The organism is Brevundimonas sp. (genome assembly GCF_032017145.1).
Lineage (GTDB): Bacteria > Pseudomonadota > Alphaproteobacteria > Caulobacterales > Caulobacteraceae > Brevundimonas.
On record NZ_DALZQC010000002.1, the window covers coordinates 1 to 25,841 of the forward strand.

Consider the following 25,841-nt stretch of genomic DNA (forward strand, 5'->3'; position numbering starts at 1 on the left):
GCCGTCGCTCCCGGCGCTCAACCCGTTCCCGCCGCGGCGCCCGCCGCGCCGGCCGCCCAGTAAGAGGCGAAAAGACATATGGCTGACGCTACCGTAACCCGTGACGCGACCCCCATCGGTCACGCCCACGACCACCATCATCACGACGACCACAAGGTGGGCTTCTTCACCCGCTGGTTCCTGTCGACCAATCACAAGGACATCGGCACGCTCTATCTGATGTTCGCCATCATGGCGGGCATCGTGGGCGGCGCCCTGTCGGGTCTGATCCGCTGGGAACTGGCCGAGCCGGGCATCCAGATCTTCAAGGAAGGCTCGTCGATCCAGCTCCTGGGTCTCGTGGAGCAGTCCAAGCACGGCTACAACGCCGTGGTCACGGCCCACGCCCTGATCATGATCTTCTTCATGGTCATGCCGGCGATGATCGGCGGTTTCGGCAACTGGTTCGTGCCCATCATGATCGGGGCGCCGGACATGGCCTTCCCGCGCATGAACAACATCTCCTTCTGGCTGCTGGTCGCCGCCTGGTGCCTGCTGATCCTGTCGATGTTCGTCGACGGCGGGCCGGGCAAGGGCTTCGGCGGCGGCTGGACGGCCTATCCCCCGCTGTCGACCTCGGGCCACGTCGGCCCCGCCTTCGACCTGGCCATCTTCGCCCTGCACGTCGCGGGCGCCAGCTCGATCCTGGGCGCGATCAACTTCATCACCACCATCCTGAACATGCGCGCCCCGGGCATGACCCTGCACCGGATGCCGCTGTTCGCCTGGTCGGTGCTGATCACCGCCTTCCTGCTGCTGCTGTCGCTGCCCGTGCTGGCCGGCGCCATCACCATGCTGCTGACGGACCGCAACTTCCACACCCACTTCTTCGATCCCGCCGGCGGCGGCGATCCGATCATGTACCAGCACCTGTTCTGGTTCTTCGGTCACCCGGAAGTGTACATCCTGATCCTGCCGGGCTTCGGCATCATCAGCCACATCGTCTCGACCTTCAGCCGCAAGCCCGTGTTCGGCTATCTGGCCATGGCCTACGCCATGGTGGCCATCGGCTTCGTCGGCTTCATCGTGTGGGCGCACCACATGTACACGGTCGGCATGAGCATCAATCTGCGCGCCTATTTCATCGCCGCCACCATGATCATCGCGGTGCCGACGGGCGTGAAGATCTTCAGCTGGATCGCCACCATGTGGGGCGGCTCCATCAGCTTCAAGACGCCCATGCTGTGGGCGATCGGCTTCATCTTCCTGTTCACCGTCGGCGGCGTGACCGGCGTGGTCCTGTCGAACGCCGGCATCGATTACAGCCTGCACGACACCTATTACGTGGTGGCCCACTTCCACTATGTGCTGTCGCTGGGCGCCGTCTTCGCCATCTTCGCGGGCTTCTACTACTGGTTCGAGAAGATGTTCGGGGTGAAGTACAACGAGTTTCTGGGCGCGCTGCACTTCTGGATCATGTTCGTGGGCGTGAACCTGGTCTTCTTCCCGCAGCACTTCCTGGGTCTGCAGGGGATGCCGCGCCGCTACATCGACTATCCCGACGCCTTCACCCTGTGGAACCACGTCTCGTCGATCGGCTATGCGATCACGGCGGTCGGCGTGGTGGTGTTCCTGATCATGCTGGCCGAGGCGGCGATCCGTCGCCGGCCCGGCGTGGCCAATCCGTGGGGCGAGGGCGCCACGACCCTGGAGTGGACCCTGTCCTCTCCGCCGCCGACGCACCAGTTCAACGAACTGCCTGTGGTCAAGGGCGACGAGCACTAAACCTCTTGCGTCACCCTCGGGCTTGGCCCGAGGGCTCACGGCGGAAGCGGACCTGAAAGACTGCGAAGGGCCTCGGGCGGAATGTTCGAGGCCCTTTTCGTATCGTGGAGACGTGGACCCTCGGGACAAGCCCCAGGGTGACGGTGTAGAAGATGACCATCGTGACCCCGACTGACCTCACCCCCCCCGCCCTCTCGACCGCCCAGCCGGAAGACTTCTTCCAGCTGTTGAAGCCGCGCGTGATGTCGCTGGTGGTGTTCACCGCCGCGACCGGGCTGATCGTCGCGCCGGGGTCGGTCAATCCGCTGGTCGCCGCCATCGCCATCCTGTGCATCGCCGTGGGCGCGGGCGCCGCCGGGGCGCTGAACATGGCGCTGGAAGGCGAGACCGACGCCCTGATGCGCCGCACGCGCGGCCGCCCGGTGGCGGCGGGGCGGGTCAGGAAGAACGACGCCATGGCGTTCGGCGTGATCCTGAGCCTGTTCTCGGTCATGCTGTTGGGCATGAACGCCAACTGGCTGGCGGCGGGGCTGCTGGCCCTGACCATCGTCTATTACGCCGGCTTCTACACCCTGCTGCTGAAGCGCCGGACGCCCCAGAACATCGTCATCGGCGGGGCGGCGGGCGCCTTTCCGCCGGTGATCGGCTGGGCGGCGGCGACGGGCCAGGCGCCGTGGCAGGCGTGGCTGCTGTTCGCCATCATCTTCCTGTGGACCCCGCCGCACAGCTGGGCCCTGGCGCTGTACTCGGCCGGCGACTACGCCAAGGCGGGCATTCCGATGATGCCGGTGGCGCGCGGCGCCCGGTCCACCCGGCTGCAGATCCTGATCTACAGCCTGGTCTTCGTGCCGACCGCCATCGCCCCGGCCCTGGTCGGCCTGGGGGGGCTGATCTATCTGGTCGTGTCGGTCGTCGGCGGCCTGGGCTTTCTGGGTCTGGCCTGGCGGCTGTTCCGCTCACGCGCGGGCGACGAGCCGGACAAGGCCGACACCGTGGGACGCGAGGCCGCATTGTATGACGTCAAGGCCCAGGCCAAACCGGCGCGGGACCTGTTCGCCTTTTCCATCCTGTATCTGATGGCCCTGTTCTCGGCTCTGTTGGTCGAGGCCCTGGCCGGCCTGGGAGCGTAAGCCATGCGTCTGACCCCCGAAGAGCTGCGCGCGCGCAAGCGTCGCAACGTCTGGATCGCCAGCGCCCTGGTCGCCTTCATCGTCCTGGTCTTCGCCACCACCGTCCTGCGCCTGCAGCAGAACCAGGCGGCGGAGCGTGAGCTGGAGCGCGCCGTCGCGACGTCCCAGCCGTGAGGAGCGACCGCAAGAACCTGATCGCCATCGTCTGCGTGCTGGGCGTGATGGGGATGACGGGCGCGGCCTTCGCGGCGGTGCCGCTGTATCGGATGTTCTGTCAGGTCACCGGCTTCGACGGCACGGTGCGGCGGGCGGAAAAGGCGCCCGATCAGGTGCTTGACCAGACGGTCCTGGTGCGGTTCGACACCAATGTCCGTGGCCTGCCCATGACGTTCAAATCCGAACAGGCGACCCAGCGCGTGCGGATCGGCGAGACGGGCCTGGCCTATTTTGACGTGACCAACACCTCGGACCGCCCGATCCAGGTGCGGGCCGGCTACAATGTCGTGCCGGAGTATACGGGGCCGTATTTCCAGAAGCTGCAGTGTTTCTGCTTCACCGATCAGACGCTGAATGCCGGAGAGACGCGCCAGTTCCCGGTGCAGTATTTCATCGCCCCCGAACTGGCCACCGACCGCGAGGCGCGGGGCGCGCGCGAGATCACCCTCAGCTACACCTTCTATCCGTCGGTGGATGCGCCGGCGGCCTGACGGCGGGGCTTGATTAGGGCCGACGCGGCGTCTGGCCTGTTGCGCTCGACGCCGTTATGTCGGAAGAAAAGACGACTTCATCGCAGGATCGAGGCCCGACAAAAGGCCCGGCCGAGGATGGATTTGAGGGGAAGAGACCGCATGGCCGACGCGCACGCCGCTCCGCAGCACGACTATCACCTGGTTCCGCCCAGCCCGTGGCCGCTGGTGTCGTCCATCGGCGCCACCATCATGTTCATCGGCGCGGTGATCTGGATGAAGGGTCTGGCGCCGGCCGACGGCGGCCCGATCGCCGCCAACTTCCTGGCCCAGGGCAAGCCCGGAATCTTCTTCGCCGGTCTGGCCGGGGTGCTGATCTCGGCCTTCTGCTGGTGGTCGGACGTCATCAAGGAGTCCAAGGCGGGCGACCATACGCCGGTCGTCTCCATCGGCCTGCGCTACGGCATGATCCTGTTCATCGCGTCGGAGGTGATGTTCTTCGTCGCCTTCTTCTGGATGTTCTTCGACATGGCCCTGTTCCACGAATCGCGGGCGCTGACGCCGGAAGTGGGCACCTGGGCCGACACCGCCAAGGCCTGGTCGACCTGGCCGCCGAAGGGCGTGGAGGTGCTGTCGCCGTGGCAACTGCCGCTGTTGAACACCGTGACCCTGCTGCTCAGCGGCTGCACCGTCACCTGGGCGCACCACGCCATCCAGGTCGGGGACCGCAAGGGCGCCAAGATCGCCCTGGGCATCACCGTGGCGCTGGGCGTGCTGTTCACCTGCGTCCAGGCCTATGAATATCACCACATCCTGCACGAGAAGCTGTTCTTCAACGAAGAGGCGGTCAACTCGGGCCTGTATGGTTCGATCTTCTTCATGGCCACGGGCTTCCACGGCTTCCACGTCCTGATCGGCACCATCTTCCTGGCGGTCTGTCTGATCCGCCTGCTGAAGGGCGACTTCACCCCGCAGAAGCATTTCGGCTTCGAGGCGGCGGCCTGGTACTGGCACTTCGTGGACGTGGTCTGGCTGTTCCTGTTCGCCTTCGTCTATGTCGTCTTCGGTTGATCCAAGACGGGCCTGAGACTGTCGAAACGGCGCGGGACGAGGGATCGTCCCGCGCCGTCGTCGTTTGCGATCACCCGGTTCGCGCGGGGTTGAAGGGGCGCTGCCCGCGCTGCGGCCGGGGGCGGTTGTTCGACGGTTTCCTGAAGGTTCAGCCGGCCTGCGAAGTCTGCGGTCTGGATTTCTCCACCATCCAGACCGGCGACGGCCCGGCGACCTTCATCATGCAGATCGCCGGCTTCCTGGTGGTCTTCTCGGCCCTGTTCGTGGAGATCAGGTTCCATCCGCCCATGTGGCTGCATCTGATCGTCTGGCTGCCGATGGTGGCGGGCCTGTCGCTGGCGCTGATGCGGCCGGGGCGGGGGCTGATGATCGGCCTGCAGTACAGGAATCAGCGATGAAGCGTTTCCCCTGGATTCTGACCGTGCTGACGGCGGCGGCCATCGTGCTGCTGGTCGGCCTGGGCGTGTGGCAGGTCCAGCGCCTGAAGTGGAAGGAAGGACTGATCGCGGCGGCCGATGCGGCGGCGTCGAAACCGCCCGCGCCGCTGGACCAGGTGCTGGCCGAGACAAGGAATGGGGGCGACCTGGAGTTCCGCAAGGCCCTGATCGTCTGTCCGGGCCTGGCCAGCGCGCCCTTCGTGGAGCTTCAGTCGATCCATGACGGCGAGGCCGGGGTGCGGCTGATCTCGGCCTGTCGGCCGTCGGGGCATGACTTCACCGTTCTGATCGACCGGGGCTTCCTCGGCGACGGCGTGACGGCCCGGCCGCGCGTGGTGGAGACGACCCTGCCGCTGGTGATGGTGGGCGAGTTCCGCACCTTCGACAAGCCCGGCGCCATGAGCCCGGCGCCCCGCGACGGCCGCTTCTACGCCCGCGACACCGCGGCGATGGCCAGGGCGCTGAACGTCACGGGGCCGGTGCGGCCCGAGGCCGTGTTCGCCGTCACCGCCGTCAATCCCGAGTTTCCGGCGCTGAGACCCTCCGCGCCCCCGGCCGCCTTTTCCAACAACCATTTCGGATACGCCCTGACGTGGTTCGGACTGGCGATCGCCCTGGCGGGCTTCTATGTGGCCCTGCTTCGCCGTCGAATGAAGAAAGACGGCCCTCAAGCAGCCGCGCGTCGTGTGCGCGGCGATAGGAAAGACTAAGGTCCTGACTGCTCTCCATACCCTGTCCAACGGCGTCCGCGTCGTCTGCGACCCCATGCCGGGGCTGAAGACCCTGGCCGTCGTCGTCACCGTCAAGGGCGGGGCGCGCTGGGAGTCGGAAGACCGCTCCGGCTGGTCGCATCTGCTGGAGCATCTGGTGTTCAAGGGCGCCGGCGACATGGCCGCGCGCGAGATCGTCGAACGGATCGAGGCCGAGGGCGGCACGATCAACGCCTCCACCGGCTACGAGCGGACCAGTTTCGAGGTGCGCGGCCTGGAGGGCTCGCTGCCGCTGGCCATGCAGGTGCTGTCGGACCTGGTGTTGCGCCCCACGCTCGATCCCGCCGAGATCGAGCGGGAAAAGGACGTGGTGGCCCAGGAGATCGCCGAGGCGTTCGACACGCCCGACGACCATGTGTTCGAAATGGTCCAGACCCGCGCCTTCGCCAGACAGCCGCTTGGCCGGCCCATTCTGGGCTCGGTCGCCAGCCTGAAGCCCGCCGACAAGGCCACGGTCGAGGCTTGGCGCGCGCGGCTGTATTCGCCCGAACGGATGGTGGTGTCCGTGTCCGGCGCCGTGGACGAGACCGAACTGCTGGCCCTGGCCGAGCGCTGGTTCGGCGATGCGGTCGCCACGCCGACCGCCGCCCCGGCCCCGGCCGTCTTCGTCGGCGGCCACGCCAAGCTGACGCGCAAGATCGAACAGGCCAATCTGGTGTTCCAGCTTCCGGGCCTGTCGGCGACCGATCCGGCCCTGTCGGCCATGCGGCTGTTCGGCGAAATCCTGGGCGGCGGCATGGCCTCGCGCCTGTTCCAGAGCGCGCGCGAGGAGCGGGGCCTGGCCTACGCCATCGACGCCTATCAGGAGCCCTACGAGGACGCGGGTGTGCTGGGCGTCTACGCCGGGGCGGCGGCGGATCGCGCCAGGGAGCTGGCCGAGGTTTCGGCGGCCGAGGTGCGGGCGCTGGCCGAGCACGGCCCGACCGACAAGGAGCTGTCGCGCGCCAAGGCGGTGATGAAGGCCGGGCTGTGGATGTCGGACGAAAACCCGATGAGTCGGGCGGGGCGCAACGCCGCCCAGACCCTGATCTTCGGCGCGCCGCTGTCCAGCCTGTCGATGACCGAGACGCTGGAGGCCCAGACTATCGCGGATGTGCGCGCGGTCGGCGCAAGGCTGTTGTGCAGCGGCAAGGCGGCCAGCGCCGTGCTGGGGCCGAGATCGGCGTCGGCGGCGGGCGAGGCCTTTGCGACGGCCCTGTTCAGTCTCTAGATTCAATCGACATTCAGCCCTGAACCGCCATTGCGGGTCCTTCGCTCCGCTCAGCCCCGGAATGACGATCTGAGATATCGGTCGACTGAATGTGGATTGGCTTTGGCGGAACTCCAGGCGGGAGGTGGCGGTTAAGCTGACGCTTCAGCGAGCGGCTGGGGCTCAGCCTCGGAGAACCCCATGTCCGTCCGCGTCGCCCTGATCGTCGGCAGTCTGCGCGAAGGCGCCTATTCGCGGGCCATTGGCCTGGAACTGAAGGCGCTCGCCGCACCGGCGCTGGAGCTGGATCTGGTCGAAATCGGCGACCTGCCGCTCTACAACCCCGATCTGGAGACCGATGCGCCGCCGCCCGCGTGGACGCGGTTCCGCGAGGAAATGGCCAAGGCTCAGGCCGTGCTGTTCGTCACGCCCGAATACAATCGCTCCATCCCCGGCGCGCTGAAGAACGCCCTGGACGTCGGCTCGCGCCCCTATGGCCACAGCATCTGGGCCAAGAAGCCCGCCGCCATCGTCAGCGTCTCGCCCGGCGCCCTGGCCGCCTTCGGCGCCAACCACCACCTGCGCCAGCCCCTGGTCTTCCTGGGGATGCCGACGATGCAGCAGCCGGAAGCCTATATCGGCAATGTCGCCGACCTGCTGGACGACAACGGCAAGCTGAAGAAGGACGACACCCGCAAGTTCCTGAAGGACTTCATGGACGCCTTCGCCGCCTGGATCGATAAGAACGCCGCCTGATGCGCGGCGGGCGGCTCACCAGATCAGGATCAGCGCGCGCCCGACCATGACGGCCAGAACCATCGTGGCCAGGACAAACAGCGAAAAGCGCGCCATCACCCGGTTAATGCTGATCTGAACCAGGCTGTGCAGCACCCTCAGCGCCACATAGGCCCAGGCCAGGCCCGCCATCCAGGCGTCGCCATGACCCGCGACCTGGATGGCCAGGGCTGCGGCATAGAAGATGGTCGGCTGCTCCATCAGGTGGTTTTAGTTGTCGGCGGCCTGGCGGACCGGGGCGGGCAGGACGTTCAGACTGCCCGGCATGGCCGCGTCCTGGGGCGTGATGCCCGCCTTCTGCATGGCCGGGATGCGTTTGACATACATCCACGCCCAGATGATCAGCGACCATGTCACCAGCGCCAGCACCGGCGCGACCATTGTCGTCATCGCGACATCCTCCCCCAAAGAACGCCGATACTAACGGGGTTGGCCAGGTCCGAAAAGCGCAAGCTTAACCGGAACGACGTTCTGGCGTTGGAACGTGTGTCCGAAGTCTCGACCGCCGCGCAGGCCCGTGTCGAACGGCGCCGCTCCAGGCGATAGGTCAATTGAAAACGGCGGCTCCGTGAGGAGCCGCCGTCGTCGTATCAGCGATGTGCTGAAATCAGCCTTGGGTCTGGAGCTGGCCAGCCGATTCCTTGCCCGAACGCTTGTCGCGTTCCAGCTCGTAGGAAACCTTCTGGTTTTCGTCCAGGCCGCGCAGGCCGGCGGCTTCAACAGCCGAAATGTGCACGAAGACGTCCTTGCCGCCGTCGTCGGGTTGGATGAAGCCGTAGCCCTTGGTCGCGTTGAACCACTTAACAGTGCCGGTAGCCATTAGTAGACCTCCGTTAGAAGTTGACCGAGGGAACGTCCCTGCGGCCTGTCGGGTCTGAATGGAGCGGCCTGGACTCGTGCGTTCGCAGAGAGAGTGGGCGTTACGCAGAGAGATCGACGAGGCTTATGTGCGCAGGTCTTCGTGACAAATGCAAGCGCGCCGCGTCGGAGGATAAAATCCAGCGCCTGGAACGGTTTAGCTTGCAAGGCGTTGATGTGGCGAACGAAAGGCATTTCCATGAATCGCACCCATGTCGTGGAGCGCGCCTATCAATTGGCCCGCACGCAAAACTGTCTCAATACCGGCGACGTCGTGAAGGCGCTGTCGGGCGAGGGCTACTCCGGCGCCGAGATTTCGCACTTCCAGGGCAGTTCGATCCGCGCCGATCTGAACCGCATCTGCAAGATGCCCAAGGCCGAGATCGAGGCCACGCCGGACGCGGCCTGAGGGGCAACCCTAAAAGCTCAATGCGCGCCGGCGTCGGCCGGCAGATGCATCTTCTCGAACCGCCCCACCCGCGCGACCAGGGTGCGGGCGGCGTCGTTCATGCCGACCACCTGAACCTGGGCGCCCTGTCGGCGATAGCGGAACACCACCTTGTCCACGGCGGCGACGCCGGTCAGGTCCCACAGATGGGCGTCGGTCAGGTCGATCTCGACATGCGTCGGCCGGCCATGGTGTTCGAAACTGGCGGCGAACAGATCGGCTGAGCCGAAGAACAACTGGCCCGACACGCGGTATCGCAGCACACCGGGTTCCGATGTCTGGACTTCGGTCACGCCCAAGGTCTTGCCGACCTTTCGCATGAAGAAGACGGCCGACAGCAGGACGCCCAGCATCACCCCCTTGGACAGGTCGTGGGTGACGACGACGGTCGCCGTCGTGGCGATCATGACGATGGAGGACTGGATCGGCAGGTTGCGCAGCTTCAGCACCGAGTTCCAGTCGAACGTCCCGACCGACACCATGATCATGACCGCCACCAGGGCCGCCATCGGAATGCGCGCCACCCAGTCCTGAAGCGCCAGCATCAGGAACAGCAGGAACAGCCCGGCCCACAGGGTCGACAGTCGGCCCCGCGCGCCCGATCCGACATTGATCATCGACTGGCCGATCATGGCGCAACCCGCCATGCCGCCGAACAGGGGCGACAGGATGTTGGCGATCCCCTGGCCCCGCGTCTCGCGATCCTTGTCCGAGGCGGTGTCGGTCACGTCGTCGATCAGATTGGCGGTCAGCAGGCTCTCCAGCAGGCCGACGAAGGCCAGGGTCGCCGAGATCGGCGCGATGAGGGTCAGCGTCTCCCACGTCAGCGGCACGGCCGGCAGGTGGAACGCCGGCAGGGCCGTGGGCATCTGGCCCATGTCGCCGACCGTCCGCACGTCCAGCTTCATCACCATCACCACGGCGCTGATGACGACAATGGCGATCAGGGGCGAGGGGACGGCCTTGGTCAAACGCGGCGCGCCATAGATGATGGCCAGGGCCGCCGCGACCAAGACATAGGTGATCGGCCCGGCCCCGATCAGTTCGGGCATCTGGGCCAAAAAGATCAGGATCGCCAGCGCATTGACGAAGCCGGTCATCACGCTGCGGCTGACGAACTTGATATAGCGGCCCAGCTTCAGCAGGCCGATGACGATCTGAAACACGCCGCACAGGATGGAGGCGGCGAACAGATATTCGACGCCATGGTCGCGAACCAGGGTGACCATCAGCAGCGCCATGGCCCCGGTCGCCGCCGAGATCATGGCCGGCCGGCCGCCGACGAAGGCGATGGTGATCGCGATCACGACGCTGGCGTACAGGCCCACCGCCGGATCGACCCCGGCGATCAGGGAGAAGGCGATGGCCTCGGGGATCAGGGCCAGGGCCACGACGGTTCCCGCCAGCAGGTCGCGGCGCGGACTGGCGAGCCATTGCTGGCGCGCGGAAGCGATCAGGGTCATGTCAGGATTTCATCTGGATGAGCCGCGCCCGACGATGCGGTTTCTGGCGGTTCGGTTTCCCAGCGGATCGGCGGCGGGGATAGCCACCCGTCGCCTGCGAACAGGGCCGGGTCCAAGGTGATGACGTCCTGATGCGTCAAGCGCGTGCGGAAAGCAAGCGCAGGCTCCGGGGCGCCCGAAGGACGCCCCGGACTGGAGGGCTTTACGCCGGCTGGGCCAGGCCCGTTTCGGCCTCGGCGATCAGGTCGCGGTCGTCGACCTGCCAGGGGTGGAAGTCGGGGCGGTAGAAGGCGAAATAGTCGCCGATCATCCGGCGATACAGGCCCGGCTTGAACCACAGCCAGCGGAACAGGCCGAACCGGGCGCGCAAGCCGACGATGCCGTCCTGTTTCAGCAGCATCAGACTGGTCTGGCGCACCGTCTTGGTGAACAGCAGGGTCGTCAGCAGCATGGCCCAGCGGCGCAGCCGCCAACGCTGCAGCGGCGACATCTCGCGCGTCGCATGCAGGAAGACGTCATAGGCCACGCCCTTGTGCTCGATCTCCTCGATGGAGTGCCAGCGCCACAGCCGCGCCAGATCGTGGGGCGATCCCTTCAGCAGGTCGGGGTCGGCCAGCAGCCGGTGGGCGAAGGCGGCGGTGAAATGCTCCAGCGCCATGGTCGCGGCAAGTTGCGCCAGCGGCGGCCGGGCGCGGGCGATGTTCAGCCGCTGGGCGACATAGGCCTCGATCTCGGCGGTCTGATAGCCGGCGCGTTCTGTGATGGCGTTGAAGGCCATGTGTTCGCGCGTGTGCGCCCCCTCCTGCACCGTGAAGGCGCGGATGTCGGCGGCCAGGTTGGGCGGCGCGTCCTTGGCGAAGCGTTTGACCGACTGGATGAAGAACCGCTCGCCGTCGGGGAAGGTCAGGCTGAGCGCGTTCATCACCGCCGTGCCGAAGGGGTCGCCGTTGAACCACCAGCGTGGCGTGGCGGCCTCGCGGTCGATATGCAGGTCTCGCGGCTTGATCTGGAGGTCGGCGGGGGTGGCGGATTTCGCCATGATAAGGCTCCTTAAGGGTCTGCCCCTCGATTTCGAGGCCAATATGGAGTTAACTGACATCTATGTCAACTAATGGTCCGGCAAGACGCCGTCGAGGGGCGGTGGCGCGTGAAGAGGCGCTGGACGCGGCGCGCGATCTGCTGCTGTCCGGCGGCCCGGCGGCGGTGACGCTGAAGGCCGTGGGCGAGCGGATGGGGGTGGGTCACGCCAATCTGATCCACCACTTCGGCTCGGCGGCGGGGCTTCAGGGCGCCCTGATGGACCGGATGGTGCGCGACCTGGCCGACCGGATCGAGGCGGGGCTGGGCGCGGGACGCGACGACGTCGAGCCCGACCGGCTGATGACGGCGGTGTTCGACGCCTTCGGCCAGGGCGGGGCCTCGCAGATGGCGGCCTGGCTGGCGCTGGCGCGCGAACAGGGGCGGGCCGAAAGTTTCGCCCAGGTGGTGCGCGATCTGGCCGACCGGCTGGCGGCCATGGCGCCCGACGATCCGCGCGCGGCGGAACGGGCCAAGGCCCTGGTGGTCACGGCGGCCTATATGGCCTTCGCCGAGGGTCTGATCGGCGACATACTGACCCCGATGCTGGGCGCGCCGGACGGACTGGGGCGCGATCTGGCGCTGAAACTGACGGCGACGCTTTTGGCCGAACCGTAAGGTTCAGGCCAGGGCTCTTGATGCTATAGTCCCCGCCGATGGCCCTCCTGGACTGGATGAGCGATGTGGGCGGACCCGTGGTGCGCGGGGACGGCGTGCTGCTGCGCCCGCCGCGCGCCGGCGACTACGCCGCCTGGTCCACGCTGCGGGACGGATCGCGCGACTATCTGCAACCGTGGGAGCCGGCCTGGCCCGAGGACGACCTGACCAAGGCGGCGTTCCGGCGGCGGCTGTCGATCTATGCGCGCGAGATGGAGCTGGGCCACGCCTGGCCCTTCTTCGTCCTGGTCGACGGAGGAAAGACGCTGGCCGGCGCCGTCACCCTGTCGAACGTGCGGCGCGGCGTCGCCGAGACCGGAACCCTGGGCTACTGGATCGGCCAGCCCTATTCCGGCCAGGGCGTGGCGACGGCGGCGGTCCGGGCGGTGGTCGGCTATGCGTTCGACGTGCTGAAGCTGCATCGGCTGGAGGCGGCCTGCCTGCCGACCAATCACGGTTCGCGCCGGGTGCTGGAGAAATCCGGCTTTCGCAACGAGGGCCGGGCGCGGGCTTATTTGAAAATTAACGGCGCATGGGCAGACCATCTTCTGTTCGGCCTGGTCGAGGACGAGCGTTGACGGCCGCGGGCCGTCTGGAAGGGCGGATAGGGTGACGACACGATCTCGATCACTGGCCTGGGACGCCACGACCGCCATCGAGGCGCTGGCCGCCGCCGACACGGCCCTGTGGATATGGACCCCGGCCGAGAACGAACTGCGTTTCACCGGGGCCACCCGCGCCCTGGGCCTGGGGCCCCTGGCCCCGGAATGCACCGCCGCCGGCTTTGTCGCCCTGGCCATGCCCCAGGATCGCAGCCTGGCCGAACGGATGCTGAAACCCCAGGAAGAGGGGACCGAGGTCGCCGTGCGCCTGCGGATGCGGGGGTCCGAGACCTGTCTGTGGCGCGGCGTCTGGCTGGAGGACGGCCTGCGCGCCGCCGGCGTCGTCGCGCTGGAGACCAAGTTCGCCGGCTCGGATCAGGATGCGTTGACGGGCCTTTTGGACCGTCGCGCCTTCCTGGCCCGCGTCACCGAGGTTCTGACCCAGGCGGGCGAATACGAGATGGTGGTCGGCGACGTCGACCGCCTGCGTCGCCTGAACGAGGCCCTGGGCCATGAACGGACGGATCTGGTGCTGTCGGCCCTGGGCTCGCGCCTGGCCGCCGCCTTCCCCAAGGACGCCTCGCCCGCCCGGATCGGCGAGGACGAGTTCGCCATCATCGTGCCGCGCAGCGCCTCGCACACCAGCTACCGGATGCGCGACGCGCTGGAGCAGCCGCTGCGGGTCGCCGGCTTCGACATCTATCCGACCGTCTCCATCGGGGCGGTGATGGTGGAGGGCGGGCCGGATGCGCCCGACGCCGCCGAACTGCTGCGGCGGGTCGAACTGGCGGTGGAATCGGCCAAGAGCGCCGGGCGCGGCGGATCGGCCGCCTATGGCCGGGCGCTGGAAAGCGACTCCTTAAGCCGTCTGGCGCTGGAGGCGGACCTCAGGAACGCCTTCGTGCGCGGCGAGATCGTGCCCTTCTTCCAGCCCATCGTGAACCTGAACACCGGGGCGGTGGCGGGGTTCGAGGCCCTGGCCCGCTGGCGGCATCCGCGTCGCGGCCTGGTGCCGCCGGACGAGTTCCTGGGCCTGACCGCCGACCTGGGCATGATGAACGAACTGGGTCTTCTGATGATGACCCAGTCGGCGCGGCAACTGGCCGAATGGATCGAGCGCCATCCGCTGGCCGGCAAGCTGTTCTGCAGCGTCAATCTGTCGGTCGGCGAGATCGAGCGTCCGCACCTGTGCGAGGACGTGGCGCGCGTGATCAAGGAAAGCGGCCTGCCCAAGGGCGCGCTGAAGCTGGAAGTCACCGAGGGCGACATCATGCGCGACACCGCGCGCGCCGCCGAGGTGCTGCAATCGCTGAAGGATGTCGGGGCGTCCCTGGCGCTGGACGACTTCGGCACCGGCTTCTCGTCCCTGTCCTATCTGGCGCGCCTGCCGTTCGATACGCTGAAGATCGACCGCTATTTTGTGCTGACGATGAACAAGGACGAGGGCTCGGCCAAGATCGTCAAGTCGGTGGTCAACCTGGGCCGCGACCTGTCGCTGGAGGTCGTGGCCGAGGGCGTCGAGAACGCCGAACTGGCCCGCCTGCTGCTGGACGCCCAATGCCACTACGGCCAGGGCTTCGGCTATGCGCCTGCGCTGCCCGCCCAGGAGGCCGAGGTCTATCTGGCCGAAAGCCTGGCCGACGGATCGGCGCCGATCAAGCAGCGGTCGGCCTGATCGACGCCTGGCCGCTTCAGCGCAGCACCACCTCGGGGTCGGCCAGGACCACGTCGTGCATCATGTTCAGATAGGCTTCGTAATAGGGTTTGTGCGAGGCGCCGACGATGGTCAGCATCCGCGTGCCCGGATAGCGACCCAGGACATCGCGCATATTGGCGACCATGCGTAGGTTCCGCGTCTCCCAATAGCCGACGTAGTTGCGGCCGAACCCCTGCGGCGACGGCTCCATCAGCGCCGCGCCGAAATCGGACTGATAGATCAGCAGCGACTGACGCGGTTGGTTGTAGGCGCGATACATGGCCAGGACCCCGCCCGGTTCGGCCAGCTTGGCCTGCAACTGTTCGGATTCGGCGCGCCGTTCGCGGCTGTAAGGATTTTTCCAGGCGCCCATGATGGCGTCGGCATAGGCCTTCTTGACCGCCGGATCGGGGCTGTCTGCGGTGTCCGCGGAGTGGTCGTCGACGCTCCACAGCCGCTCCAGACCCAGGCGCGCGGCCAGGGGGGCGGAAATCTGATCGGTCTCGTTGCGGCGGACCCTGATCCGTTCCATCTGCGCGGCCAGTTCTGCGCTCAGGCCGTCGCCCTCATGGCGCTCTCCGGTCGGAAGACGCAGCCATTGCACCAGGGCCGAGCCGGGCTCGCCCGCCGCCAGAAAGACCGCCGCCAAATGTCGACGCTGGGCGGCCGTGGGCGCCGCCGGCCAGTCGGCCAGCAGCCGTTCCGCCTCGGCGTTGGCGGCGGGCACGTCCAGCCCCAGAGCTGCGCCGGCCGCCGAAGGATCGGAACAGTAGGACTTGATCGTATCGGCGTAGCGTTGCGGATAGCGGCGCAGGCTGTCGCATTGCAGGCCCGACAAATCCTCGGTGGCGATGGCGGTGGGCGCCCAGGCGGCCAGCTTGTCCATCAGCGGCGCCAAGAGGGCGAAGTCGAAGGTTTCGGGCAGGCCGGACAGATGGGCCGTGCCCAGAACCAGCACCGTGTTGGGCGTTCCGGCGGGCGGTCCCTTCAACTGGTCGGGATGAAAGTCCGGGCGATAATCCTGGGCCGAGGCCAGGCCGGCGACAGCCGCCGCGGCGATGGCGACGACGGACGACAGGATGCGGTGATGAAAGCGCGCCATGCGATCTGACCTTGAAAGGACGCCGCCAACCCCGGCGACGAAGGCAGTCTGGCGCAAGCGTGACCGCAGCGCCCGTTAAGTTTTGGACAGCTAGTCATACGGCTCAGTTTGACCGACAGTGGCCGCCATGACCGACGCCAGACTGGAGATCGCCGCCGGCTTTGCGACCGCGCAGGGGCCCAAGGCGGACAATCAGGATTTCGGCGGCGTCCACATCGGCACGGCGGCCGAACAGCGCGAACACGGCGTTGTGGCGGTGATCGCCGACGGGGTGTCGGGGTCCAAGGCCGGACGGGTGGCGGCGGAACTGACGACGCGCAGCTTCATCGACGGCTATCTGGACCAGAACCCGCTGAACGGCATCGCCGCCAACGGGATCAAGGCGCTGAGGGGTTTCAATCGCTGGCTCCACGCCAAGGGGCGCAGCGACCCGGCGATGGAGGGGGCGGCGACCACCTTCACCGCCCTGGTGCTGCGCGGGCGCGAGGCCACGGCCCTGCATGTCGGCGACAGCCGCGCCTGGCATTTTCGCGACGGGGTTCTGACCCGCCTGACCGAGGACCACACTCGCGCCCAGCAGGGGCTGAGCCATGTGCTCTATCGCGCCGTGGGCATCGAGGCGGACGTCAAGCTGGATGTGCGCCAGGTGCGGCTGGAGCCGCACGACCGGCTGCTGCTGACCACCGACGGGGTGCATGGGGTGCTGACGGACGCGGCCATCGCCGGGCTGCTGGCGCGGCGCGGATCGCCCGATGCGGACGCCAAGGCGATCCTGGCCGAGGTCGAGGCGGCGGGCGCACGCGACAACGCCACCGCCATCGTCATCGACGTGGTCCGCACCGGGGCGCCCGACTGGGAGGCGATCACGGCCGAGGCGGAAGGGTTGGCCATCGCTTCCCCGCCCGAGGTGGGTCAGACGGTGGACGGCTTCGTGCTGCAGCGGTTGGTGGCGGACGGGCGCTATACGCGGCTGTTCCTGGCCCGGGACACGCTGGGCGACGCAGGCGTGGTGGTGCTGAAATTCCCCAAGCCCGCCGTGGTGTCCGAGCGCGGCGCCCGCACCGCCTTCCTGCGCGAAGCCTTCATCGGCCGGCGCATCGACAGCCCCCATGTCGGCAAGGTGCTGACGCTGGACGCCGGGCGTCAGAGCCGCCTCTACATCGCCCAGCCCTTCCACGCCGGCCGGACCCTGCACGCGCATCTGGCCGAGGAGGGGCCCTATCCGATCGCCGAGGGGATCGCGGTCGCCCTGCCGCTGGCGCGCGCCGTCTCGGCCCTGCACCGGGCGGGGGTGACGCACCGCGACATCAAGCCGGACAATGTGATCCTGGAGGCGAACGGCGGGTTGAAACTGGTCGATCTGGGCGTGGCGCGCCTGCGGCTGGCCGAGGAGTTCGCCGAGGCCGAGGCGCCCGGCACGGCCGGCTACAAGGCGCCGGAGATGTATGCGGGCGAGGCCGGAAACGCCCTGACCGACCAGTTCGCCCTGGGCGTGACCCTGTATCGGCTGTTCACCCGAACCTATCCCTGGGGAGAGGTCGATCCGGCCGACGCCCCCCGGTTCGACCGCGCGCCGGCGCCCCCGACCCGCCACCGGCCGGACATGCCCGCCTGGCTGGAGGCGGCCATCCTGCGCGCCTCGGCGGTCGATCCCAATGATCGGTTCGAGGATGTGGAGGAGCTGATCCATGTGCTGGAGACGGGCAGCGCCGTCGCGGCCCCGCCGCCGCGCCAGCTGTCGCTGATCGAACGCGATCCGGTGCGGTTCTGGCAGGGGGTCAGCCTGGTCCTGCTGCTGGCCTTTCTGATCTCCATGGCGACGCGCTAGGCGCCTACGCCCAGGCGCAGCCATTGGATGTGCGACATTTGGCGGCGCACCTTTTTCGGGAACGTCCCGCGCGGTTTCGCTTTTTCGACCGCGAGCGGGGACTTCGCGCCCGCAGTTCACGACGTAATCCTCCCCATGACCAAGACCCTCGCCTGCAGCGCCCTGGCGCTGGCCCTCGTCTCCACCCCGGCCCTGGCCCAATCGACCGTTCAGAACTGGTCCGGCCCCTATGTCGGCATCTTCGGCGGCTACAACCAGACCAATGACGACGGCGACGAAATCCTGCGCTTCGACCGCAATCTGGACGGAAACTACGGCGACCCGGTCAATACGGCGGCCGGAGCCAACGCCTTCAGCCCAGGCTTCTGCGGGGGCGCCGCCACCAGCACCGGCCCGTCCACCGGCTGCAAGGGCGACAACAGCGGCGTCGAGGCGGGCGTGCGCGCCGGCTATGACTGGCAGTTCGGCAATATCGTCGTCGGCGCCCTGGCCGAATACACCGTCAACAACGCCCAGGATTCGGTGACCGGCTTCTCGACCACCCCGGCCTCCTACACCTTCACGCGCGAGCTGGAGAGCACGGCGGCCGCCCGTCTGCGTCTCGGCTATGCGGCCGGCAACGCCCTGATCTACGGCACCGGCGGCTACGCCTACGGCAAGTTCGACAACAAGTTCCGCACCTCGAACCAGGCCAACAGCTTCAGCCAGAACAGCGAAGGCGACGACGGCGACGGCTGGCAGGCCGGCGGCGGCGTGGAATACGCCCTGGGTCGCGGCCTGACCTTCACCGGCGAATACCTCTACACCTCGCTGGACGTGGACAGCCCCGTCGTCCGCGTGGGCCAGGGCACGGCGCCGGCGACCAACCCGTTCGTTCTGGCGCCCAACACCACGGGCACGGACATCACGCGCGGCAACGGCAAGTTCGGCACGCATATGTTCCGCGTGGGCATGAACTACCGCTTCTAAGTCCTGAAGCGGGGCGGTCGGGTCTTCAAGCCCGGCCGCCCTGGCTGGACAGCATGGCCGCGTCCACGCCCAGCTGGGCCAGGGCGCGCGTCCATTTCGACGTGTGTTCGCCGTCGAAGATCAGATCCAGGTCCGCCTCGGCGGTCAGCCAGACATTGTCGGCCAACTCCTCCTCCAACTGCCCTTCGCCCCAGCCGGCATAGCCCAGCAGCAGGGCCGAGCGGCGCGGGCCGGCGACATCGTCGGTCATGGCCGTCAGCGCCTCGCGCGTGCCCGTCATCGCCAGGCCGTCGCCGACCGGCAGACTGTCCTCGCCGATCATCCAGTCGTCGGTGTGCAGGACAAAGCCCCGCTCGCGCTCCACCGGCCCGCCCATCAGCACCGCACGACCGATGGACTGCTCCGGCGCGGGCGCGTCCAGCTTGTCCAGCACGGTCTTCAGGTCCACGCCCGGCGCGGGTCGATCCAGCCTGAGCCCCATCGCATGGTCCGGGCCGTGCGCGCAGATCAAGATGACCGCATGTTCGAACCGGGGATCGTCGATGCCGGGCATGGCCACCAGCAGGCGGCCGGTCAGGGGAGAGGCTTGGCTCATGATCCGCCCATCATCCGTCGCGAAAGCGGCGGGCGCAAGACGCGGGTGCTTGCGGTTGGCCCGGCGGCCTCTATGTGTCGCAGGCGGCGTTTTTCATCCATCGACGTCAGCCCCTTTCTCGTTCCCTTCCTGTCTGCGGAGACCTCCATGACCATCCAGATCGGCGATCGCATCCCCGACGCGACCCTGGCCCAGGCCACGTCCGAAGGGCCCAAGCCCGTCAGCACGGCCGACATCTTCGCCGGCAAGACCGTGGCCCTGTTCGCCGTGCCCGGCGCCTTCACCCCGACCTGCTCGGCCCGCCACCTGCCGGGCTTCAAGGACCACCTGTCCGACATCAAGGGCAAGGGCGTCGATACGGTCGCCTGCCTTTCGGTCAACGACGCCTTCGTCATGAAGGCGTGGGGCGAGAGCCAGGGCGTCACCGACGACAGCATCGTCATGCTGGCCGACGGCAACGGCGAACTGACCAAGGCCCTGGGCCTGGTGCTGGACGGTTCGGGCTTCGGCCTGGGCGAGCGCTCGCAGCGCTATTCCATGCTGGTCAAGGACGGCGTCGTGACCCAGTTGAACATCGAACAGGGCGGCGAGTTCAAGGTGTCCTCGGCCGAGCATCTGATCGCCCAGCTCTGATGGAGGTCGGGCCGGGGCGTCGTCCAGCGGCCCGACGACCATGACCACCGACGTCTTCAGTCCCCAGCAGCGCAGCGCCGTCATGCGTCGCGTCAAGGGGCGGGACACCTCGCCGGAACTGGCCGTGCGCAAGGTTCTGCGCGCGGCCGGCGTCGGTTACCGGCTGGGCGGCTGCGGCCTGCCCGGTCGGCCGGATGTCGTGATGAAGGGCCGCCGCATCGCCCTGTTCGTCCACGGCTGTTTCTGGCACGGCCACGACTGCTCGAGAGGCGCGCGTCGGCCCAAGACCAACGCCGACTACTGGATCGCCAAGATCGCCCGCAACCGCGCCCGCGACGGGGCGGCCGTGCAGGCGCTGTTGGCGGACGGCTGGCGGGTGGTCGTGGTCTGGGAATGCGACCTGCGGCGACCCGACTTCGCCCCGGCCCTGATCGCCGAGGTGACGGGTCAGGCGGCCTCGGACCGGGCCTGAGCGGTTTCTTCCAGCACGTGCTGCAGGGCGCCGATCAGGGCCGTGGGCGTCAGGGGCTTGGATACGAAATAGGCCATGCCCGCCGCCTGGCAGGCGGCGACGTCCTCGGGCGTCGTGTCGGCGGTGACGGCGACCACCGGCGTCAGGGCGTTGGGGCCTTTGCCGGCCCGCAGGCGGCGGGTGGTCTCGCGCCCGTCCAGTTCGGGCATACGCACATCCATGAAGATGACGTCGAAGACCGTCTCCTCGCAGCGTTCCAGCGCGATCAGCCCGTCGGCGGCCGTGGTGATCTCGCACCCCAGGGGGTGAAGGATCAACTGCACCGCCCGGCGATTGATGTCGTGGTCGTCCACCACCAGCAGCCGCAGGGGCTGGTCGGCCTCGTCTTGCGCTTCCGCCTGGGCCTCCATCGTGGTCGCCGCGACAGGTTCGGGGATCGGAGCGGCGGCTGGCTCAGGCGTCTCCGCGGGCGGGGCCGGGACGGGCGCGGCGGGGCGCAAGGTCCGGGCGATGTCCAACCGGCTCCGATCGACGGGCTCGACCGCCGGTTCGGCCGCCTCGCCGCGCGGCAGGACCAGCGAGACGGTGAAGCGCGATCCCTGGCCCGGCGTGCTGCGAACCGTCAACCGTCCGCCCATCAGGTCCACCAGATTGCGGCTGATCGCCAGCCCCAGGCCCGAACCGCCATGGCGGGCGGTGACCCCCTCGGCCGTCTGGTCGAACGGAGTGAACAGTCGCTCCATCTGGTCCGGCGTCATCCCGGGGCCGGTGTCGGCGATCTCGAACGTCAGGGCGTAGGACGCCGGCTCTTCAAGCCAGCCCTGCACCCGCAGGGTGATGGTCCCGCTGTCGGTGAACTTCATGGCGTTGGACAACAGGTTGTTCAGCACCTGACGAATGCGGATCACGTCGCCCTTGACCGACCGCGGCATGGTCGCCGCCCCCTCGATCCGCAGCTTCAGCCCCTTGGCCTCGGCCGGCGCGCGCCATAGCTGCAGCGTCTGGGCCAGCATCTGGCGCAGGTCGAAATCCTTGACCTCGATGGCCATCCGGCCCGCCCCGATGCGCGAATGGTCCAGCAGATCGTCCAGCAGGGACTTCATCATCAGGCCGGCGTCGGTGATCAGTTCGGCGTTCTGGCGCGATCCGGCGTCCGCCCCGCGCACCTCGGCCGCCCCGCTCAGGATCGCGCCTATGGGTGTGCGCAGGTCATGGCCGATGGCGGCGAGGAAGGCGCGCTGCTCGCTCAGTTCGCGGCTCATCCGCTCGACATGGGCCTCGGCCCGCAGGCGGTCGTGCTGTTCGCGCTTCAGCCGGTCGGCCAGGCTGCGCCAGACGTTCAGGCAGTAGATGGTGAAGATGATCACCGCCGCCGCCGCCGTGATCGCGGCGCCCAGCGGCGCGCCCAGCCCCATCAGCAGGAAGGGGAAGGCCGCCATATACAGGATCTGCGGCGTGGTGGTGCAGGCCAGAACGGTTAGGGACCGGGGTGCATTGACCATGGAATAGACCATGGCGGCCGGCAGCATGATCGCCGCCGATACGCCGCCCGCCGCCCCGCCGAACACCCACAGCATCATCGACAGGGCGCCGTACAGGCCCGTGTTGGCGAACATGGTCGCCCCGCCCAGGATGTTGCGCGCCTTGGACATCGGGCGCGGGATCGGCAGGTTCAGAGGCGCAAAGACGAAGGCTTCCCAAGCCTGGATGGCGATATAGGCCAGGCCCCAGCCAACGGCGATGGGCCAGCCCACCAGGGAGGTCGCGGCCAGGCTGCTGGCCATGCCCACGGCGATGCGCTGCATCATCGCGCCACGGCGTTGCCGGACCGCATAGGCCCAGCCGCTGACCGTATCGGCGCCCGTGGTGTGCGACATGCATTTCCCCGTTTCGCGCGACTATGCGCTTTGCGGGAACCTTGCCTTGATCGAGCCTAACGCTCCGTCAACGGCCCGCGCCGATCGCCTCGGCCGATGTGGAAAAGCCGTCGGCGCGCAGCCGGGCGGCCAGATCGCGCTTGATCCGGGCCACCAGGCCCGGCCCCTCGTAGATCAGGGCGGAATAGAGCTGGACCGCCGAGGCGCCCAGGCGGATGCGGGCATAGGCTTCCGCGCCGCTGTCGATGCCGCCCACGGCGATCAGGGGCAGACGCCCGCCCGCCGCCTCGGCCGCCGCGCGCAGGGCCTTCTCGGCGAAGGGCCGGATCGGCGCGCCCGACAGGCCCCCGCTCTCGTGCGCCTGGGGCGAACGCAGGGTCTGGGGCCGTTCCAGCGTGGTGTTGGACACGATCAGCCCGTCGATCCGGTGCGCCAGCGACGCCTCCACGATCATGCCGATCTCGTCGGCGATCAGGTCGGGCGCGATCTTCAGGAAGACGGGCAGGCGCTGGGGGCCAGTCGCCGGGCGGGCGGCGTCGATGCGGCCCAACAGGTCGTCCAGCTGCGCCCGGCCCTGCAAGGCGCGCAGGCCAGGCGTATTGGGCGAGGAGATGTTGACGGTGAAATAGCCAGCGCGCCCGGCCAGACGTTTCAGGCCCGCCACATAGTCGGCCGCCTTGTCCTCCGTATCCTTGTTGGCGCCCAGATTGGCCCCGACCACCACGCCCGAGGGGCGCCGGTCCAGCCGGGCGGCGAAGGCGTCCAGCCCGGCGTTGTTGAACCCCATTCGGTTGATCACGGCCCGGTCCTCGCTCAGGCGGAACAGGCGCGGCCGGGGGTTGCCGGCCTGGGCGCGCGGCGTGACCGATCCGCACTCCACAAAGCCGAAGCCCAGGCGCGACAGACCGCCCAGGGCCTCGCCGTTCTTGTCCAGACCGGCGGCCAGACCGACCGGATTGGGCAGGTCCAGCCCGGCCAGCGACGTCCTCAGGATCGGATCGTCGACCGGCGCCCGGGGCAGGGGGGCGAGCGCCAAGCCCTTGATCGCCAACTGGTGCGCCTGTTCGGGGTCCAGACGGCGCAGGGCGGCGGCCCCCGCGTCGCTGATGCGCGCCATCAGGCTCATGCCGGGTTCCCGATCTGCATCTCGCCCTCGGCGGTGACGTTCAGGGTTCGCGTGGCGACCACGGCCGAGACGGGCAGGGGCGCATACAGGTGCGGGAACAGGGCGCCGCCCCGCGACGGCTCCCAGACCACCTCGCCGCCCAGTCGCGTCAGGTCCACGTCCAGCAGCAGCAGGTCGCGGCGGCCGGCGAAATGCCGCCGCGCCGTCTCGGCCAGCTGGGCCTGGGTCGACATATGGATATAGCCGTCGGCCAGATCGACCGGCGCGCCGTCATAGCGGCCCTCGGCGACGGCCGCGCGCCATTCGGCGGCGTCCACGATCTTGTAGGCGATGTCGGTCACAGCGAGGGCGCGCCCAGCGACCGGGGCGTCAGAAACCCTTCGTAGGCGCAGCGCCCCGCCGCATCGACGGTGAACAGGGCGGCCGCGCCGGTCGGAAAACCGCCCGACAGCTTGTCCACCACCGCCGGCGAGGCCGCGCTTTCGACCAGATATTCGGCGGCCAGCACATGGACCCCCGGATTGTGCGCCAGGACCAGCAGGCAGCCGGCCTCGTCCTCGCTGCCCTCGACGAAGCGGCGGATGACGTCGGCGGAGGCGTTGTACAGGCACGGCTCGTCGCGCACCTCCACATCGCCCAGGGCGTCGTGCATCTGCTCCCAGGTCTGGCGCGTCCGCACGGCGGTCGAGACCAGGGCCAGGTCGGGCTTCAGCCCACGTTCGGCCAGGGCCCGGCCCATCAGGACCGCCTCGGCGCGGCCGGCGGCGGACAGGGGGCGGGCCTCGTCGCCGCCGCCGGACGGGGCGGAGCTTTCGGCCTGGGCGTGCCGCATCAGGATCAGTCGGTGCATGATCTTCGCCATAAGGCGGTTTCCGTTCGCCGACCAGATGCCGCGCCGGTCAACTCACCGTCAGTCGCGCCGTTCGCGCCGCGAAGGGACGGAGGCGACGGGCTGGGGCGTCAACACGGGGGCGGCGACGCGCTGGGCATGGCCGCTGGGCCGGATGCGGGCGTAGCCCTGGCGCGACGCCTCCAGCAGGATCAGCCCCGCCGTTCCCGGAAAGACATGGCGGCCCACCTGTTCGAACCCTTCGGCCAGGGGCAGCAGCGGCCCCCACGGCGGCACATACAGGGTCTGGGACCAGGCCGCCGGCTCCAGCCCCACGTCGCGCACCAGCCGCTCCAGCTGGCGCCGGGTGAAGGGGCGGCCATGGCCGAAGGGGGTGTTGTCGGCCCGCGCCCACAGGCCGCCGCGCGCCGCCGCCGCCAGAATGATCCGCCCGGTGGGGGCCAGCGCCCTGACGGCCTCCAGCAGCAGGGCGGCGGGATCGTCCGCCTCTTCCAGCGCATGGACCAGCAGGATGCGGTCGAACGATCCGGCGGGGAAGGGCAGGCGGCGGTCGTCCACCAGCAGGGTGCGGTTGCGCCCGACCGCGGGCCATTGCTCCACCCCCTGGCCGCCCGGCATGGCCGCGACCACCCGCCGCGCGCCGACGAAGGCGTCCAGCCACGGCGTGGCGTAACCGATGCCCAGCACGTCGCAATCGGCCGCCTCCCCCCAGGCGTCGTCCAGCCGGCGCGCCACCAGCCGTCGCGCCAGCGCCCCGGTCGGCTCGCCGTAGAAGGTTCGAAGCTCGTCGATGCTGCGCCGCATCCGGCCACTATAGGCCCGGCGATCGCCGTCCTGCTAGGATGGCGTCATGACCCTGGACGTTCATCTGTTCCCCTGCCGCAGCGACAACTACGGCTTTCTGATCCGCGACGCGGCGACCGGCGTGGTCGCGGCGGTCGACACGCCCGACGCGGCACGGATTCTGGAGGAGTTGGAGCGGCTGGGCTGGGGCCGGCTGGATCTGATCCTGAACACCCACTGGCACCCCGATCACACCGAGGGAAACGAACGGCTGAAGGCTGAATGGGATTGCGAGATCGTCGGGCCGGAAGAGGTGCGGCGCGTCGCTCCGCTGGACCGCGTGGTCGCGGACGGCGATGTGGTGATGGTGGGTCAGACCCGGTTCGAGGTCGTGGCCACGCCCGGCCACACCCTGGGCCATGTGGTGTTCCACGCGCCCGAGGGCGGCCTGGCCTTCGTCGGCGACACCCTGTTCGCCCTGGGCTGCGGCCGGCTGTTCGAAGGTACGCCGCAGCAGATGTTCGCCAGCCTGCAACGGCTGAAAGCCTGGCCCGACGCCACGGTCATCTGGTGCGCCCACGAATACACCGCCGCCAACGCTCGCTTCACCCTGAGCCTGGACGACCGGCCCGAAACCGCCGCCCATGCCCAGGCGATCTTCGCCGCCCGCGAACGCGGCGAACCGACCGTGCCGACGACGATGGGGGTGGAAAAGCGGTTCAACCCCTTCCTGACCGCAGCCGACGCCGAACAGTTCGCCGCGCGCCGGGCGGCCAAGGACGCCTTCTAAAGCCATCGGCGCTTGAAGTGATGCGGGCCTGAAAGACGTTCATCACAACGACCACAGCGAGGTCTCGACGACCACGACGAGACCGAACGTGTGTCGGGCGCCAGGCTTTCGCCAGCCATGATCAATCTGCGGCTTCGCCGCCGCAGGCCCTCGATACCTGCCTGACCGGAGCC

Annotated in this window: 28 protein-coding genes, 1 pseudogene and 1 other annotated feature; of the genes and pseudogenes, 18 read left to right on the forward strand and 11 right to left on the reverse strand. The window is 68.5% G+C overall.

Going from position 1 to position 25,841, the window contains the following annotated elements; genetic code table 11:
• The first annotated feature begins 78 nt into the window (after positions 1-78).
• From ctaD to RTU05_RS00470, 9 genes are all read left to right on the forward strand, one after another.
• Positions 79-1,764, forward strand: coding sequence for a cytochrome c oxidase subunit I (gene ctaD / locus RTU05_RS00430; RefSeq protein ID WP_312594758.1), 1,686 nt, complete (start codon positions 79-81; stop codon positions 1,762-1,764).
• A 152-nt stretch (positions 1,765-1,916) separates the two neighbouring features.
• Positions 1,917-2,894 (forward strand): heme o synthase, encoded by a 978-nt coding sequence (cyoE, locus tag RTU05_RS00435; protein WP_312594760.1) that lies wholly within the window; start codon positions 1,917-1,919, stop codon positions 2,892-2,894.
• 3 nt (positions 2,895-2,897) lie between these two features.
• The gene (locus RTU05_RS00440) at positions 2,898-3,068 is read left to right on the forward strand and encodes a hypothetical protein (RefSeq protein ID WP_312594762.1); all 171 of its coding nucleotides are present in this window, start codon (positions 2,898-2,900) and stop codon (positions 3,066-3,068) included.
• Positions 3,065-3,601, forward strand: a complete 537-nt coding sequence (locus RTU05_RS00445) for a cytochrome c oxidase assembly protein (protein ID WP_312594764.1) — start codon at positions 3,065-3,067, stop codon at positions 3,599-3,601. Before RTU05_RS00440 ends, RTU05_RS00445 begins: the two co-directional genes overlap by 4 nt.
• A 141-nt stretch (positions 3,602-3,742) precedes the next feature.
• Positions 3,743-4,651 (forward strand): cytochrome c oxidase subunit 3, encoded by a 909-nt coding sequence (locus RTU05_RS00450; RefSeq protein WP_312594765.1) that lies wholly within the window; start codon positions 3,743-3,745, stop codon positions 4,649-4,651.
• A gap of 125 nt (positions 4,652-4,776) precedes the next feature.
• On the forward strand, positions 4,777-5,049 hold the full coding sequence (locus tag RTU05_RS00455; RefSeq protein ID WP_312594767.1) for a DUF983 domain-containing protein: 273 nt from the start codon (positions 4,777-4,779) through the stop codon (positions 5,047-5,049).
• A complete protein-coding gene (locus RTU05_RS00460) occupies positions 5,046-5,798 on the forward strand; it encodes an SURF1 family cytochrome oxidase biogenesis protein (protein WP_312594769.1) in 753 nt (250 codons plus the stop codon). Before RTU05_RS00455 ends, RTU05_RS00460 begins: the two co-directional genes overlap by 4 nt.
• 55 nt (positions 5,799-5,853) lie before the next feature.
• Positions 5,854-7,068: a pitrilysin family protein gene (locus RTU05_RS00465; RefSeq protein ID WP_312594771.1), complete on the forward strand. Its 1,215-nt coding sequence runs from the start codon at positions 5,854-5,856 to the stop codon at positions 7,066-7,068.
• A gap of 180 nt (positions 7,069-7,248) precedes the next feature.
• Positions 7,249-7,803, forward strand: coding sequence for an NAD(P)H-dependent oxidoreductase (locus RTU05_RS00470; RefSeq protein WP_312594773.1), 555 nt, complete (start codon positions 7,249-7,251; stop codon positions 7,801-7,803).
• Between the two features lie 15 nt (positions 7,804-7,818).
• Here the strand turns inward: RTU05_RS00470 and RTU05_RS00475 are convergent.
• A pseudogene (locus tag RTU05_RS00475) lies at positions 7,819-8,232 on the reverse strand (MAPEG family protein).
• Between the two features lie 217 nt (positions 8,233-8,449).
• The gene (locus RTU05_RS00480) at positions 8,450-8,662 is read right to left on the reverse strand and encodes a cold-shock protein (RefSeq protein ID WP_248117799.1); all 213 of its coding nucleotides are present in this window, start codon (positions 8,660-8,662) and stop codon (positions 8,450-8,452) included.
• 237 nt (positions 8,663-8,899) lie between these two features.
• On the opposite strand from RTU05_RS00480, the gene RTU05_RS00485 reads away from it, so the two are divergent.
• Complete coding sequence (locus tag RTU05_RS00485) at positions 8,900-9,109, forward strand: hypothetical protein (protein WP_312594775.1); 210 nt, start codon at positions 8,900-8,902, stop codon at positions 9,107-9,109.
• A 17-nt stretch (positions 9,110-9,126) separates the two neighbouring features.
• Here RTU05_RS00485 and RTU05_RS00490 read toward each other — a convergent pair whose 3' ends face one another.
• Positions 9,127-10,605, reverse strand: coding sequence for a SulP family inorganic anion transporter (locus RTU05_RS00490; RefSeq protein WP_312594895.1), 1,479 nt, complete (start codon positions 10,603-10,605; stop codon positions 9,127-9,129).
• Between the two features lie 59 nt (positions 10,606-10,664).
• Positions 10,665-10,728 (reverse strand) — a sequence feature (sul1 is cis-regulatory element that is thought to sense ions involved in sulfur or methionine metabolism; They are found in Alphaproteobacteria).
• An 85-nt stretch (positions 10,729-10,813) separates the two neighbouring features.
• Positions 10,814-11,650 (reverse strand): metal-dependent hydrolase, encoded by an 837-nt coding sequence (locus RTU05_RS00495; protein ID WP_312594777.1) that lies wholly within the window; start codon positions 11,648-11,650, stop codon positions 10,814-10,816.
• A gap of 101 nt (positions 11,651-11,751) precedes the next feature.
• Here RTU05_RS00495 and RTU05_RS00500 point away from each other — a divergent pair, with 101 nt between their 5' ends.
• The 3 genes from RTU05_RS00500 to RTU05_RS00510 are packed head-to-tail and all read left to right on the forward strand — an operon-like array spanning position 11,752 to position 14,622.
• On the forward strand, positions 11,752-12,306 hold the full coding sequence (locus RTU05_RS00500) for a TetR/AcrR family transcriptional regulator (RefSeq protein ID WP_312594779.1): 555 nt from the start codon (positions 11,752-11,754) through the stop codon (positions 12,304-12,306).
• 38 nt (positions 12,307-12,344) lie between these two features.
• Positions 12,345-12,923 carry a GNAT family protein gene (locus RTU05_RS00505; RefSeq protein WP_312594781.1) on the forward strand — a complete coding sequence of 193 codons (579 nt, stop codon included), beginning with the start codon at positions 12,345-12,347 and terminating at the stop codon, positions 12,921-12,923.
• A 31-nt stretch (positions 12,924-12,954) separates the two neighbouring features.
• A complete protein-coding gene (locus tag RTU05_RS00510) occupies positions 12,955-14,622 on the forward strand; it encodes a bifunctional diguanylate cyclase/phosphodiesterase (protein WP_312594782.1) in 1,668 nt (555 codons plus the stop codon).
• Positions 14,623-14,638: 16 nt separating this feature from the next.
• On the opposite strand, the gene RTU05_RS00515 is transcribed toward RTU05_RS00510, so the two are convergent.
• Positions 14,639-15,745: a DUF5694 domain-containing protein gene (locus RTU05_RS00515; RefSeq protein ID WP_312594783.1), complete on the reverse strand. Its 1,107-nt coding sequence runs from the start codon at positions 15,743-15,745 to the stop codon at positions 14,639-14,641.
• A 127-nt stretch (positions 15,746-15,872) separates the two neighbouring features.
• Between RTU05_RS00515 and RTU05_RS00520 the strand changes: the two genes are divergently transcribed.
• Positions 15,873-17,573, forward strand: a complete 1,701-nt coding sequence (locus tag RTU05_RS00520; protein ID WP_312594785.1) for a protein kinase domain-containing protein — start codon at positions 15,873-15,875, stop codon at positions 17,571-17,573.
• A 135-nt stretch (positions 17,574-17,708) separates the two neighbouring features.
• Positions 17,709-18,542 (forward strand): outer membrane beta-barrel protein, encoded by an 834-nt coding sequence (locus RTU05_RS00525; protein WP_312594787.1) that lies wholly within the window; start codon positions 17,709-17,711, stop codon positions 18,540-18,542.
• Between the two features lie 25 nt (positions 18,543-18,567).
• Here the strand turns inward: RTU05_RS00525 and RTU05_RS00530 are convergent, their stop codons facing one another.
• The gene (locus tag RTU05_RS00530; RefSeq protein ID WP_312594789.1) at positions 18,568-19,137 is read right to left on the reverse strand and encodes a YqgE/AlgH family protein; all 570 of its coding nucleotides are present in this window, start codon (positions 19,135-19,137) and stop codon (positions 18,568-18,570) included.
• A 147-nt stretch (positions 19,138-19,284) separates the two neighbouring features.
• On the opposite strand from RTU05_RS00530, the gene RTU05_RS00535 reads away from it, so the two are divergent.
• Both RTU05_RS00535 and RTU05_RS00540 read left to right on the forward strand, forming a co-directional pair.
• Complete coding sequence (locus tag RTU05_RS00535; protein WP_312594791.1) at positions 19,285-19,770, forward strand: peroxiredoxin; 486 nt, start codon at positions 19,285-19,287, stop codon at positions 19,768-19,770.
• A gap of 40 nt (positions 19,771-19,810) precedes the next feature.
• Positions 19,811-20,242, forward strand: a complete 432-nt coding sequence (locus tag RTU05_RS00540) for a very short patch repair endonuclease (protein ID WP_312594793.1) — start codon at positions 19,811-19,813, stop codon at positions 20,240-20,242.
• Here RTU05_RS00540 and RTU05_RS00545 read toward each other — a convergent pair.
• The 5 genes from RTU05_RS00545 to RTU05_RS00565 form a co-directional block, all read right to left on the reverse strand.
• On the reverse strand, positions 20,218-22,119 hold the full coding sequence (locus tag RTU05_RS00545; protein ID WP_312594795.1) for an ATP-binding protein: 1,902 nt from the start codon (positions 22,117-22,119) through the stop codon (positions 20,218-20,220). The two genes, RTU05_RS00540 and RTU05_RS00545, sit on opposite strands and share 25 nt — an antisense overlap.
• A gap of 67 nt (positions 22,120-22,186) precedes the next feature.
• Positions 22,187-23,236: a quinone-dependent dihydroorotate dehydrogenase gene (locus RTU05_RS00550; RefSeq protein ID WP_312594897.1), complete on the reverse strand. Its 1,050-nt coding sequence runs from the start codon at positions 23,234-23,236 to the stop codon at positions 22,187-22,189.
• Between the two features lie 5 nt (positions 23,237-23,241).
• Positions 23,242-23,586 (reverse strand): DUF952 domain-containing protein, encoded by a 345-nt coding sequence (locus RTU05_RS00555; RefSeq protein WP_312594797.1) that lies wholly within the window; start codon positions 23,584-23,586, stop codon positions 23,242-23,244.
• A complete protein-coding gene (locus tag RTU05_RS00560; RefSeq protein WP_312594799.1) occupies positions 23,583-24,107 on the reverse strand; it encodes a histidine phosphatase family protein in 525 nt (174 codons plus the stop codon). The genes RTU05_RS00555 and RTU05_RS00560 overlap by 4 nt, the downstream gene beginning before the upstream one ends.
• A gap of 48 nt (positions 24,108-24,155) precedes the next feature.
• The gene (locus RTU05_RS00565; RefSeq protein WP_312594801.1) at positions 24,156-24,899 is read right to left on the reverse strand and encodes a methyltransferase domain-containing protein; all 744 of its coding nucleotides are present in this window, start codon (positions 24,897-24,899) and stop codon (positions 24,156-24,158) included.
• Between the two features lie 46 nt (positions 24,900-24,945).
• On the opposite strand from RTU05_RS00565, the gene gloB reads away from it, so the two are divergent.
• A complete protein-coding gene (gloB, locus tag RTU05_RS00570) occupies positions 24,946-25,668 on the forward strand; it encodes a hydroxyacylglutathione hydrolase (protein ID WP_312594803.1) in 723 nt (240 codons plus the stop codon).
• Positions 25,669-25,841 lie beyond the last annotated feature (173 nt).